We start from the raw sequence: 12087 nt of genomic DNA, 5'->3' as shown, positions 1-12087 counted from the left end.
GCCCCCGCCGTCGCCCGGCGGCCCGTCGTGCCGTTGGCGCGACCGTGTCCCCTCCCCGCGCATGCTGCTCCGTCCCACCAGGACCCCCCTGCTCCTCTGAATTCCGCTGTGGCGCGACGACCCGTCGTCACTTCGCGCATACCGCCTTGTCGGCGTCGGCCCTCTGAATGTCTTCCGGCGCCTTTGCCGGACCGGTGACGGGGACCCCCGCGCCGTCGAAGTCCGCTCCCAGGGTCAGCACCATCGCCTGAAGGCCTTCGGCGTCGGAGGCCCCCTGCTTGAGCGCGGTGGCGGGCAGGCCCATGATGTCCGCGAGCGCGCGGGCCTGGTCCGTCTGGTTCGGCGCGTACGCCAACGTCGTCCTGTCGATCTTCGCCGGGGCGTTCGCCTTGTTCGTGGCCTGCGCGACACCCTGTTCGCTCTGGAGCCATTCGACGGTCGCGCTCGCCGCACCGGAGATGTCGCCGCCGTTGAGGACGTCGACGTGTATGTCGGCGGCCTCGGCCCTGCTGCCCTCGAGGACCGCTGCCTGCTCGGTCCTGGCCGCCTGCTCCTTCTTCTTCACCTCGGTGAGTGAGGTGTCGGAACGCATCATGGCGAACAGCTGTCCTGCCTTCTGCGGTTCCACGACCACGGTGACCGGCGTCGGCTCGGCCGGGTTGTCCTTCACCGGCAGCGTGACGAAGGTGATGTTCTTCGTGTCGATCTTGCCGAGTTCCTGGGCGAGCGAGGTCAGCTTCTTGATCGACCCGATGCCGGAGTCGACGGTGAGCGCCTTGGTCGCCGCGTCGGCGAGCTTGAAGAGCTTGCCCGGGTCGGTCAGCGTGTCGTCGGACTTCATCTGACGGATCATCGAGCCGATGAACTGCTGCTGGACCTTGATCCGGTCGAGGTCGCTCTGATTTCCGAAGCTGTGCCGGGTACGGACGAAGGCCAGCGCGTCCTCCCCCTCGACCGTGGACTCGCCCGCGGGAAGGTCGAGGTGCGAGTCGGGGTCCTTCACCGCCTTGTCCAGGCAGACCTTGACGCCGCCGACGGCCGTGGAGAGGGTCTTGACCGCGTTGAAGTCGACCATCATGAAGTGGTCGACCGACAGGCCGGTGATCTTCTTGACCGTCCGCATCGTGCAGCCGGGGTCGCGCCCCTCCTGACCGAGGCTGACGTTGAAGCGCACGTTCCGCGTGCCGGCTATGACCTTCCTGGAACCGTCCGCCTGCTTGGTGGTGCAGTCCGGGATGTCCGTGATCAGGTCCCGGGGGATGCTCATCGCCGTCGCGTTGGTGCGGTCGGCGGAGACGTGGAAGAGGATGTTGGTGTCGGCGTGGCCCGTGCTGCCCTTGTCGCCGTAGCCCTCGTTGCCCTCGCCGGTCCGCTTGTCCGTGCCGATGATCAGGATGTTGAGCGGGCCGTCGGCGGCGACGCTCTTGCTGCCCGCGTCACCGACGTCGACGGTGTCGAGGTTGCCGTTGAGCTTCTGGTAGAGCGCGTAGGCCCCCGCCGATCCGGCGACGACCACGAAGGCCATGACCCCGCCGGTCCACAACAGGGCCTTCCTCCGCCGCGACTTCGGCTGCCTGCGGCCCGGGCGGGAGGCCGGCGGCTCCTGACCGCGGCCGTCCCCGGCCGGCCGGTGGCTCCGCTGGGCGGGCACCTCCCCACGGGGGGAGGCGGATTCCCCCCGGCTGCCGGACCGGACCGGTGTGCGGGAAGGGGCGGACGACTCTCTTCCGGAGTGGTTCAGTCGCAATTCGTAATTGCCGGTCCGCGGGTTGAGCACCCACTGGTCGGCGGGATCGATTTCGTCCGCCCGCCCACGACTATGCGCGTCCACGGTTGCCTGAATCCTCCGTCGGTGCCACGCGAGACGCTTCCCCCTGCAGGGCGCTCGGTTGCTCGTTCCGGTCGTGTGTGACCTGATGGCCGTGAGCACCGGATCGCGTCACACTATCCGGCGGAATCGGCCACAGGGGACGCGCGTGACACATTCCACGCTCTTTACAACCGGGCATTCTGCCTATTCCGCTCCGTTTGTCGTCCATGGCTTGGGAATTGTTTTACGAGCCGCACAGGTCATCCGCCGCATTCGACCCCGAATAGGTGGGGGCTGGGGTCGGGCTCCCGTCCGTATCGCCGGGTGTTTGCCCGGACGGGTCCTTCTCGGAGCTGTGATCCGCCTGTGAATCCCCGGAATTGACTTTGTCGGCGGGAACCACGGCGACGGGTTCGTCCTTGCGCAGCTGCGTGAACAGCCGGTCGGCGTCCGGCTGCACGAGCTCGTCGCGGTTCGGGTCGGCGTGGTAGGCCTGCCGGGGCACGGTCAGGAACTGCACCTTCTCCGTCGGCACGTTCCGCATCCCGCGCACCAGGTCGTACAGGTCCCTCAGGGAATCGAGACCCGGGTCCGTGGTGAGCGACTTGGTCGCCGCGTCCAGCACCGGGTAGAGCCGGGTCGGGTTCAGCAGCACCCCGTTGCTCTGCATCTTGTTGACGAGGGCCCCCAGGAACTTCTGCTGACGGTCCATGCGCTCGGTGTCGCTGCCGTTGCCGATCGACTTACGGGCCCGCACGTATCCCAGGGCCTCCTCGCCGTCGAGCTTCTGCCGGCCCGCGGGGAGTTTGAGGTGGGCGTCGGTGTCATCGACCGGCGCCTTGAGGCAGACCTCGACACCGTCCACGGCGTCGACCATGTCCTTGAAGCCGTTGAAGTCGATGACCATGTGGTGGTCGACGCGAATGCCGGTCATCTTCTCGACCGTACGGATCGTGCAGGCCGTGCCGCCCAGCTCGAAGGCCCAGTTGAACTGGGCGAACTGCTCCTTCGTGGCCTTGCCGTCGTCCGTGTGGCAGCTGGGGATCTCGGACATCAGGTCACGCGGGATCGACATCGCCGTCGCGCTCCGGCGGTCGGCCGCGAGGTGCAGCAGGATCGTGGTGTCCGAGCGCTGGCTGCCGCCGTCGTCACGTCCGTACGCGCTGTTGTCGCCGGAGCGGGTGTCGGAGCCGATGAGCAGGATGTTCTGGGCGCCCCTCGCGATCGGCAGAGGGCGCTCCCTCTCGTACGCCTTGAGCTCGGCGGCGGCGCTCGTGTCGGTCGTGATGTTGCCGTCGAGCTTCTTGTACAGCCACCAGCCGACGCCGGCGGCGACCAGTACGAGGAACGACGCGGCGAGAGCGGTCCAGCGGAGCCAGTGGCGCCTGCCCTCCTGCGGCCCGCGCGCGGGCCGTTCGCCCCAGGTCCCGCTGCCGCCCGCCCCCGGCCCGCCGTCGGCCGCGGAGGCCTGGGAGGACTCGGTGGGCGCGTCGTCCCGCGGGGCCGCCCCGGACGCGCCCTGCGACCCCTCCGACGGCTCGCCCCCGGCCGAGTGGTCCGGGCGGTCCGGTTCGGCCGGGGTGCCGGGGCTGTCGCTCACGTCTGCGTCCATCCTTCACGTTCGGCGGCGCGATGGGCCGCCGGTCGCAGGAGTAGACGGCTGAACCTCACGCTTGGTTGTGCATGCAGACGGAGTGGTCTGTACCGCACCGCCCGATCATGTACCGCCGTCGGTGCTCAGTCCCGGGGGCTCGGCCCGCCATGGGCCGGACGAGTGGCCTTGGGGGCGCTTGTCATACCGCGGTGGCGGTGATCCGCTCACTTTCGACGCGCTTGGCCAGCCCGTTCTCGTCCAGCTGGTCCAGGTGACGGCACAGGACCACGGAGCCTCCGGCGGCCAGCGGCGCGAAGAGTCCGGCGGACAGCCCCTCCCAGGTGTCGTACGTACGGCCCGTCAGCAGCCTGGACCCCGGGCCGAGTCCCAGCTCGGCCGCGTCCTCGCGGGCCCGCGAGACCAGCTGGTCCGCCGTCAGGCCGATGCCGCCCACGGTCAGCGCGGGGGCCGCCGGGTCCACCGGGGCGTACGGAGCGAAGCGGTCGCCCTGGCCCGGCACCTCCACCGCGTAGTCCGCGAACCCCTCGGGAGCCTGCGGGAAGCGGCCGCCCAGCGGGCGCAGGGCCAGCGCGACCCGCTCACCGCGGCAGGCGCGCGCCCGGTCGAGTGTGTCCGGCCCGCTGACGACCAGATCGGCGCCGGCCGGGTCGCCCTGCACCTCGGCGACGACACCCACCGACGAGCAGGCGAGCAGCCAGACCGCCGACTGCCAGTGAGCGGGGAGCAGCAGAGCGAGCCGGTCGCCCGGCTCGGCGGCCAGGTCGCCCTGGAGCAGATTGGCGGTCTTGGCCACCCAATTGGCGAAGGTGGCCACCGACAGTTCGACGCGCTCTCCGGTTGCGTCGTCGTAGAAGGTGACGAGAGGACGGGCAGGGTCCGCGGCGAGCGCGGATCGCAGCAGGTCGGCGGGGGTGCGATCACTGGCGTTCATCCGCGCAAGGGTACGCGGCGGGCGCCGGACCGGCGGGGCGCGACGGGTGCCTCGTACACCGGTTCGGCAGACGGTGCGTCAACTGGGGGCGGCATTACTCCAGTAGCCGGAGATGCCGGAATCTGTCAAGGATTTCCTGTATGCGTGCACTTCTTGCAACCTCCATCGGCGTCACCTGCGCGACGGCACTCACCCTCCCGCTCGCCGCGCCCGCACCCGCCGCCCCCGCCCAGGCCCCGGTCGCACAGGCGTCCGAGGCCGCACCCGCCGAACCCGCGGGTTCGACCCAGTCACTGCCCCTGCGGCCGCTCACCGACGCGGTCCCGCGGACCACCGGTGAACCCACCGAATCCATGCATCCGGACGCAGCGCGAGGGCTGCTGCGGCGCGACGCCCATCGTTTCTCGCTCGTCGGCGTGATCTGGGACGACGCCGACGCCGAACTCCACGGCACCGTCCAGGTCCGCACCCGTGCGACCGGCACCACCAAGTGGTCCGGCTGGCAGTCCCTGGAGACCCACAACACCGACCACGCCGCCGACGCGGGCAGCCCCGAGCGTGAATCGGGCACGGTGCGCGGTTCCACCGCCCCCCTCTGGGTCGGCGACTCGGACGGCGTCGAGGTACGCGTACGTTCCGAGAACGCCGGACCGCGAAGCGGCCCCCCCGACGCCGCGCCCCTCCCCGCCGGTCTCCAGGTGGAACTCGTCGATCCGGGCGACGACCCGGAACAGCCGGGTGCCACCGGCACCCCGGCCACCGGCACCCCGGGCGCTGTCACCGGCGTCACCCCGTCGGCGGGCACGGCGACGCCCGCCACGGCGGCACAGCCCGGCGCGCTCCCGGAGACCGCGGGCCTCACCATGGCCGCGGCCGAGAGCTCCGCGGTCAACGCCGACCTCGCCCCGCTGGGTGCCGCCGAGATCCCCGCCCTGAGCAAGGCCGAGTCGGAGGAGCAGGCGGTCGTCGCAGCGGGTGCCAAGCCGTTCGTGGGACCGCGCCCGCGCATCGTCACCCGCAAGGGGTGGGGCGCCGACGAGAGCCTGCGCGAGCGCGCCTTCGCCTACACATCGACCGTCAAGGCCGCCTTCGTCCATCACAGCGCCACCGGCAACAACTACACCTGCGCCCAGGCGCCCTCCGTCCTGCGCAGTATCTACCGCTACCACGTGAAGAGCAGCGGCTGGCGCGACTTCGGCTACAACTTCGCCGTCGACAAGTGCGGAAACATCTACGAAGGGCGCGCCGGAGGCGTGACGAAGGCGGTCCTCGGGGCCCACACCCTCGGTTTCAACTCGAACAGCATGGGCATCGCGGTACTCGGGACGTACAGCTCGAAGAACCCGCCGGCCGCCGCCGTCACCGCGATCGCCAAACTCACCGCCTGGAAGCTCGGACTGTTCGGCCGCAACCCCAAGGGCAAGGTCACGCTCGTCTCCGGTGGCAGCGGCAAGTACAAGAAGGGCGCGAAGGCCAAACTCAACGTCATCTCCGGGCACCGCGACGGGTTCGCAACCGAATGCCCAGGAATCCGTCTCTACAAGAAGCTCGGCACGGCCCGGACCAGTTCGGCGAAGCTGCAGGGCCGCTGACCGGGAGGCTCCGAACGGTCTGCATACACTGGCCAGCCGAAACGAGGCCCGGCCCCAGCAGGAAGCAGAGACGGTGCTGTGACAGAGGCAAAAGAAGCGATCCTCCTGGTCGGTGGCAAGGGCACCCGGCTGCGTCCGCTCACGGTGCACACCCCGAAGCCGATGGTTCCGGCGGCGGGGGTGCCGTTCCTCACGCACCAGCTGGCGCGTGCCAGGGCTGCCGGGGTGGAGCACATCGTGCTCGCGACGTCCTACCTGGCGGAGGTATTCGAGCCGTACTTCGGTGACGGCTCGTCGCTCGGCCTCTCCATCGAGTACGTCACCGAGGGCGAACCCCTCGGTACCGGCGGGGCCATCCGGAACGTGGCGTCGCGGCTGGCCTCGGGCCCGGACGAACCCGTCATCGTGTTCAACGGTGACATCCTCACCGGCCTCGACATCCGGGCCCTGGTCGCGGCGCACGCCACCTCCGGGGCGGACGTCTCCCTGCACCTCACCAGGGTGGAGGACCCGCGCGCCTTCGGCCTCGTGCCGACGGACGCGACGGGCCGGGTGACGGCCTTCCTGGAGAAGCCGCAGACACCCGAGGAGATAGTCACCGACCAGATCAACGCGGGGGCGTACGTCTTCCGCCGGTCGGTCATCGACACGATCCCGGCCGGCCGGCCGGTCTCCGTGGAGCGCGAGACCTTCCCCGGGCTGCTGGCCTCCGGCGCCCATCTCCAGGGCATGGTGGACTCCACCTACTGGCTGGACCTCGGCACCCCGCAGGCCTTCGTCCGCGGCTCGGCCGACCTGGTCCTCGGCCGGGCCCCGTCCCCCGCGGTTCCCGGCCGCTGCGGCGACCGGCTCGTCCTGCCCACCGCCTCCGTGGCCGCCGACGCCAAGCTCACCGGCGGCACGGTCATCGGCGAGGGCGCGCTGATCGGCGAGGGCGCCAGGATCACGGGCTCCACCGTGCTGGCCGGCGCCGTCGTCGAACCCGGCGCGGTGGTCACCGACTCGCTGGTCGGAGCCGGTGCCCGGATCGGCAGCCGTTCGGTCCTCACGGGCGCGGTGATCGGGGACGGCGCCCAGGTCGGCGCCGACAACGAACTGCGTGACGGAATCCGGGTCTGGTGCGGCGCGGTCCTGCCGGACGCCTCGGTCCGCTTCTCGTCCGACCAGTGAACGGCCCCTCCGACCGGTGAACGGCTTCTCCGACAGGTGAACGCCCCTCGCCGACCGGAGAACGGTCCGCGTCGGCCTTACCCTCGATAGGCACCCCCGACGACCGAGGACCTCACCCGTGGCAGGACGCTTCGTACCCCGCACCACCGCCGTGCCCCGTCAGGAGCCGGGGTCCGGTGCCGGTTCCGCGTCCGCCCCGTCGCGGACCCGGACCTGGACACCGCCGGGGCCGCTCGACCTGCGGCTGGTCCTCAGCCCGCTGCGGCGCGGCCCGGCGGACCCCGCCTACCGGGCGCTGCCCGACGGATCCTTCTGGCGGGCGACCCGCACCCCGGTGGGCGCCGGCACCCTGCGCGTCTCGGCGTCCCACGACGGCAGGGTCTCGGCGGCGGCCTGGGGGCCGGGCGCGCAATGGCTCCTGGACGGGCTCCCGGCCCTGCTCGGTGAGGGCGACGCCCCGGACGCCTTCCGCCCGCGCCACCGGCTGCTCGCACTGACCCAGCACCGCCGGCCCGGTCTGCGTCTGCTGCGCACCGGTCTGGTCATGGAGTCCCTGATCCCGTCGATCCTGGAACAGAAGGTCACCACCGACGAGGCCTACCGCGCCTGGCGGCTGCTGCTCCGCACCTACGGCACCCCCGCCCCCGGCCCCGCCGACGTGACGTTCGGCACGTACGGCCTGTACGTCATGCCGGACGCCAGGACCTGGTCGCTGATCCCTTCCTGGGAGTGGCACCGGGCGGGTGTGGACTCCAAGCGTTCCGCCACGATCCTCCGCGCGGTCCGGGTGGCCCGGCGCATGGAGGAGGCGGCCGCGATGGAGCTCCCCGAGGCGATGGCCCGGCTGCAGCTGATCCCGGGCATCGGCCCCTGGACCGCGGCGGAGACGCTGCAGCGCTCGAACGGCGCGGCGGACGCGGTCACGGTCGGTGACCTCCACCTGCCGGGCATCGTCGGCCACGCGCTCGCGGGCAACCGGAACGCCGACGACGAGGAGATGCTGGCGCTCCTGGCCCCGTACGAGGGCCAGCGCCACCGCGCGACCCGCCTGATCATGCTCTCGGGCAACACCCCGGCCCGCCGGGCGCCCCGGATGACGCCGCGCGACATCGCCCGGCTGTAACCGTCCGCCTCAGCGCACGGTGATGAACGCCCCCGCGTCCCGGGCCGCCCGAGCCGGCGGTGTCGCCTTCGGGTGCCCCACGGCCACCGCGCCCAGCGGGTCCCAGGAGCCGGGGAGATCCAGCACCTCACGCACCACGGACCGGCAGAACATCGTCGAGGACACCCACGCCGAGCCGAGCCGTTCACCCGCGAGCGCCACCAGGAAGTTCTGCACGCCCGCACCGGCCGCGACCACGAACATCTCGCGCTCCGCGGCGTCCCGGCGCTCGTCCCCGTAGGTGTGCGAGCCGTCCATCACGAGGCACGGCACCGCCAGATACGGCGCGTTGCGCAGGACGTCGCCCCGCCGCACCCGCTTGGCGACCGACTCCTCACTGCGCCCGTCCCGCCGCAGATCCGCGATCCACGCGTCCCGCATGGCGTCCAGCAGCCGGGTCCGCGCGTCCTTCGACTCCAGCAGGACGAACCGCCACGGTGTCGTGTGGTGGGGAGCCGGGGCCGTCACCGCCGCCGCCACCGCACGCCGTACGGCCCCTGGGTCGACCGGCTCGTCGGTGAACTCCCGCACCGTGCGCCGGAGATTCAGCGCTTCCCGTACCGCCTCGGACGTGCCCAGCCGGAACATGTCGTCCGCCGCGACCCGCACCATCGCCCGGGCGCCGTCGTCCTCGGACGTGCCGGCCTCCGCCACCACATGGGGGAGACCGCGCACCACCGCGACCGGCAGCCCGGACGCCTTGCCCTTCACCAGGTCACCGGCCGAGGCCAGTTCGTCGGCCGTTGCCACGACCGTGGCGCTCAGCGGATTGCCGTGGGCGTCGGTGCCGCCCCGGAGGTCGTCCAGGACCTTGACCCCGGCGGCTCCGATCGCCACGTCCGTCAAACCGTTGCGCCAGGGACGGCCGAAGGTGTCCGTGACGACGACGCCCACCTCGACGCCGAGCGTGTCCCGCAGGCCGTCCCGGATCGTCCGGGCGGAGGCGTCCGGGTCCTCGGGCAGCAGCAGCACCGTCCCGGCCGGGGTGTTCGAGGCGTCGACCCCGGCGGCGGCCATGACCAGGCCCTGCCGGTTCTCCACGATCCTGAGCGTCCCGCGCCGGGCGACCACCCGGACGGTCTCGGCGTCGATCGCCGCTTCCCGGTCCGTGGCCTCGACGATCCGGCCCTCCGCCTTGGAGACGATCTTCGAGGTGACCAGCAGGACATCGCCGTCCACCAGGCCCGGCTCCGTGGCGGCGATCAGCTTCGCGAGGTCGTCGCCCTCCCGCACCTCGGGCATCCCGGGCAGGGCCCACACCCGGTAGGAGGGTGCCCCGTCGGCGGGTCCGCCGCTCATGCCCGTACCTCCTCGGCCAGCGCCAGGGCCTGGCGGGCCATCTCGGCGGTGGCGTCCACGTCCGTCATCATCAGCGGGACGGCGCGGCAGCGGATCCCCGCCGCCTCGACCTCGTCGACCGCTCCGGCGTCCACGGTGTCGACGAGCCAGCCGTCGAGCAGCCCCGAACCGTAGTGCTGCGCGACCGCCGCGGCGGTGGACTCGACGCCGACCGCAGCCAGCACCTTGTCGGCCATGCCCCGCACGGGCGCGTCGCCGACGATGGGGGAGAGCCCGACGACGGGGACCCCTGCTTCGGCGATGGCCTCCCGGATGCCGGGTACGGCGAGGATGGTGCCCACGGAGACGACGGGGTTCGACGGCGGGAAGACGATGACGTCGGACTCGGCGATGGCCTCCAGCACGCCGGGCGCGGGCTTGGCCTGGTCCGCGCCTACCGGCACGATCGCCTGCGCCGGTACGGAGGCACGCAGCTTCACCCAGTACTCCTGGAAGTGGACCGCCTTGCTCTCGCCGTCGACGTCCACCGCCACATGCGTCTCGACGCGGTCGTCGGACATCGGGATCAGCCGGACCCCCGGCTTCCACCGTGCGCAGAGCGCCTCGGTGACCGCGCTCAGCGGATAGCCCGCGCCGAGCATCTGCGTACGGACGATGTGGGTCGCGAAGTCACGGTCGCCGAGGCCGAACCACTCGGGGCCCACGCCGTACGCCGCGAGCTCGTCCTTGACCCGGAAGCTCTCGTCGGTACGCCCCCAGCCCTGCTCCTCGTTGATGCCACCGCCGAGGGTGTACATCACGGTGTCGAGGTCGGGGCAGACCTTCAGTCCGAACAGATGGATGTCGTCACCGGTGTTTCCGATCACCGTGATGTCCGCGTCGGGCGCGGCCTGTTTGAGGCCACGCAGGAAACGAGCACCACCGATACCGCCGGCCAGAACCACAATGCGCATGCGCAACAGTCTGTCAGGCGGAGCCTGATCGTTGTGGGGGCGGTGGCGGGACGGTCGGTTGTGGGGGCGGTCGCAGGCCGTCAGGCCGGTACGACGTCCTGGGCGGCCGGAGCGCACTGTGCCGCATGCATCGGCATGTCGGTCAGGCCGGGGAAGTAGATGTGCAGGCTGACGGCGGGCTCCAGGGAGTCGTTGACGACCTCGTGGACGTACCCGGGGGCGAAGACGCGCTGGGCGCCGGAGCCCAGGGCCTGGGCACCGCGCGCGGTGTGCTCGGTCAACTCGCCCTCCAGGACCGTGAGTACGCCGGAGGACAGGCCGTGGTCATGGCGTCCGCTGCCCTGGCCGGGAACCCAGCTCAGCAGCCACACCTCGTAGCCGGGCCCACTGCGCAGCCGGTGGTACCAGCGGGTCGTGGTGTCGTACCGGACGAGCGGGGCCCACCGGTCGCGGTCGGCGGCGATGGAGCGGGCGAGTCCGACGAACTCGGCCACGGTGGAGGGGTGGGGGCGGGCCGGCTGGAGGAGGTGCTGGACCTCGAGGATGTCGCCGGCGATGGAGAGGTCGCTGTCGCTGTTCATGGCTGCGGTGGTTCCTCGGCATGTGGATGCGCGTACGTGGGGGTGTCGCGAAGACCGGAATGCGGTGGAGAAGGCTGGATCAGAGCTGGAGCGCTACGGCTTCAACAGCTGTGACAGCTGGAACAGCAACAGCGGGCCTGGACAGCGGTACGGAACCCACGGACGTGGGTCGTGTACATCGCTGCGGTCGCTGGCATGAAGTCAAGGAGACCGGCCCGATGTGCGTTCTGTCAACTCAATGCCCGATTTGGCGGCAATGTTTCACCCCATCCGGTTGAAGGGGGTGAAGAAAGGTTTTGGCACCTGCCGGAGCGGCAAGGTGGCGCATCAACCGTGTCCGTAAACGCGGTTGGGGGCTCGTGACCCTACTGTGATCTTGGTCGCTTCAGTGATCGAATCGAAACATCGAGGCAGGCCCGCTCGTCTCACTCGGTGAGAAGCGACAGGCGATGGCGCCGATGGCATATGTCAGGTTTTTGGTGATTTGAACACTTTCCGCATAGGCTTGGTTCCGCAGAGTGAATACCGAGGCCAATAGCAGATCTTCGCTTGACTGGCCCGAAGCTACACACTTGTAATTTCACTCGTGTCGTTCGGCCGCATCGATAACGGCCGCATCACGGGGACGCAAGAGACAGACGAGGGGCGCACATGACCGAGCTGTTCCAGCAACTGCTGGTCGAGGACGCGGACGAAGAGCTCGGCTGGCAGGAGCGCGCGCTGTGCGCCCAGACCGATCCCGAGTCCTTCTTTCCTGAAAAGGGCGGCTCCACCCGCGAGGCCAAGAAGGTCTGTCTCGCCTGCGAAGTCCGCTCCGAATGCCTTGAGTACGCCCTCAACAACGACGAACGGTTCGGGATCTGGGGCGGCCTCTCCGAGCGTGAGCGGCGGCGCCTGAAGAAGGCGGCCATCTGACCCTGCGCACCCGGACGCCGGGACCGCGATGGCCTGGGGGCCGCACCCTGTACGCAGGG

At 70.9% G+C, this 12087-nt stretch carries 10 protein-coding genes; 4 read left to right on the top strand and 6 right to left on the bottom strand.

The annotated features are described in order from the left end of the window. Positions 1-127: 127 nt before the first annotated feature. The 3 genes from ACFWFI_RS33595 to ACFWFI_RS33585 all read right to left on the bottom strand — a co-directional run bounded on the left by ACFWFI_RS33595 (position 128) and on the right by ACFWFI_RS33585 (position 4356). Positions 128-1831 carry an LCP family protein gene (locus ACFWFI_RS33595; protein ID WP_387397765.1) on the bottom strand — a complete coding sequence of 568 codons (1704 nt, stop codon included), beginning with the start codon at positions 1829-1831 and terminating at the stop codon, positions 128-130. A 223-nt stretch (positions 1832-2054) separates the two neighbouring features. After that, entirely contained in the window at positions 2055-3422 is a 1368-nt protein-coding gene (locus tag ACFWFI_RS33590) for an LCP family protein (RefSeq protein WP_387397762.1), read from the bottom strand. Positions 3423-3603: 181 nt separating this feature from the next. Beyond that, positions 3604-4356 carry a TIGR03089 family protein gene (locus tag ACFWFI_RS33585; protein ID WP_387397759.1) on the bottom strand — a complete coding sequence of 251 codons (753 nt, stop codon included), beginning with the start codon at positions 4354-4356 and terminating at the stop codon, positions 3604-3606. Positions 4357-4496: 140 nt separating this feature from the next. Here ACFWFI_RS33585 and ACFWFI_RS33580 point away from each other — a divergent pair, with 140 nt between their 5' ends. The 3 genes from ACFWFI_RS33580 (at position 4497) to ACFWFI_RS33570 (ending at position 8241) form a co-directional block, all read left to right on the top strand. Further along, positions 4497-5948 (top strand): peptidoglycan recognition protein family protein, encoded by a 1452-nt coding sequence (locus tag ACFWFI_RS33580; RefSeq protein ID WP_387397757.1) that lies wholly within the window; start codon positions 4497-4499, stop codon positions 5946-5948. Positions 5949-6026: 78 nt separating this feature from the next. Continuing rightward, positions 6027-7118, top strand: a complete 1092-nt coding sequence (locus ACFWFI_RS33575) for a mannose-1-phosphate guanylyltransferase (RefSeq protein WP_387397754.1) — start codon at positions 6027-6029, stop codon at positions 7116-7118. 118 nt (positions 7119-7236) lie between these two features. Next, positions 7237-8241, top strand: coding sequence for a DNA-3-methyladenine glycosylase family protein (locus ACFWFI_RS33570; RefSeq protein ID WP_387397752.1), 1005 nt, complete (start codon positions 7237-7239; stop codon positions 8239-8241). A gap of 9 nt (positions 8242-8250) precedes the next feature. On the opposite strand, the gene ACFWFI_RS33565 is transcribed toward ACFWFI_RS33570, so the two are convergent. The 3 genes from ACFWFI_RS33565 to ACFWFI_RS33555 all read right to left on the bottom strand — a co-directional run bounded on the left by ACFWFI_RS33565 (position 8251) and on the right by ACFWFI_RS33555 (position 11113). Continuing rightward, positions 8251-9579 (bottom strand): coenzyme F420-0:L-glutamate ligase, encoded by a 1329-nt coding sequence (locus ACFWFI_RS33565; RefSeq protein WP_387397749.1) that lies wholly within the window; start codon positions 9577-9579, stop codon positions 8251-8253. Then, positions 9576-10532, bottom strand: a complete 957-nt coding sequence (gene cofD, locus ACFWFI_RS33560) for a 2-phospho-L-lactate transferase (protein WP_387397746.1) — start codon at positions 10530-10532, stop codon at positions 9576-9578. The genes ACFWFI_RS33565 and cofD overlap by 4 nt, the downstream gene beginning before the upstream one ends. Positions 10533-10612: 80 nt before the next feature. After that, positions 10613-11113 carry a cysteine dioxygenase gene (locus ACFWFI_RS33555; protein WP_387397743.1) on the bottom strand — a complete coding sequence of 167 codons (501 nt, stop codon included), beginning with the start codon at positions 11111-11113 and terminating at the stop codon, positions 10613-10615. Positions 11114-11764: 651 nt separating this feature from the next. Between ACFWFI_RS33555 and ACFWFI_RS33550 the strand changes: the two genes are divergently transcribed. Further along, a complete protein-coding gene (locus tag ACFWFI_RS33550; protein ID WP_031093859.1) occupies positions 11765-12028 on the top strand; it encodes a WhiB family transcriptional regulator in 264 nt (87 codons plus the stop codon). Positions 12029-12087 lie beyond the last annotated feature (59 nt).

The sequence above is a fragment of the Streptomyces sp. NPDC060209 genome, from assembly GCF_042728155.1.
Lineage (GTDB): Bacteria > Actinomycetota > Actinomycetes > Streptomycetales > Streptomycetaceae > Streptomyces.
Note: the sequence above shows the minus strand (reverse complement) of the source record. Positions and strands in the feature narration are given on the sequence as shown.

What these genes read in the sequence shown, in the direction of transcription:
- ACFWFI_RS33580 (WP_387397757.1), top strand. Translation starts at nt 4,497, where the DNA reads ATGCGTGCACTTCTTGCAACCTCCATCGGCGTCACCTGCGCGACGGCA.
- ACFWFI_RS33590 (WP_387397762.1), bottom strand. Translation starts at nt 3,422, where the DNA reads ATGGACGCAGACGTGAGCGACAGCCCCGGCACCCCGGCCGAACCGGAC.
- ACFWFI_RS33585 (WP_387397759.1), bottom strand. Translation starts at nt 4,356, where the DNA reads ATGAACGCCAGTGATCGCACCCCCGCCGACCTGCTGCGATCCGCGCTC.
- ACFWFI_RS33550 (WP_031093859.1), top strand. Translation starts at nt 11,765, where the DNA reads ATGACCGAGCTGTTCCAGCAACTGCTGGTCGAGGACGCGGACGAAGAG.
- cofD (WP_387397746.1), bottom strand. Translation starts at nt 10,532, where the DNA reads ATGCGCATTGTGGTTCTGGCCGGCGGTATCGGTGGTGCTCGTTTCCTG.
- ACFWFI_RS33555 (WP_387397743.1), bottom strand. Translation starts at nt 11,113, where the DNA reads ATGAACAGCGACAGCGACCTCTCCATCGCCGGCGACATCCTCGAGGTC.
- ACFWFI_RS33565 (WP_387397749.1), bottom strand. Translation starts at nt 9,579, where the DNA reads ATGAGCGGCGGACCCGCCGACGGGGCACCCTCCTACCGGGTGTGGGCC.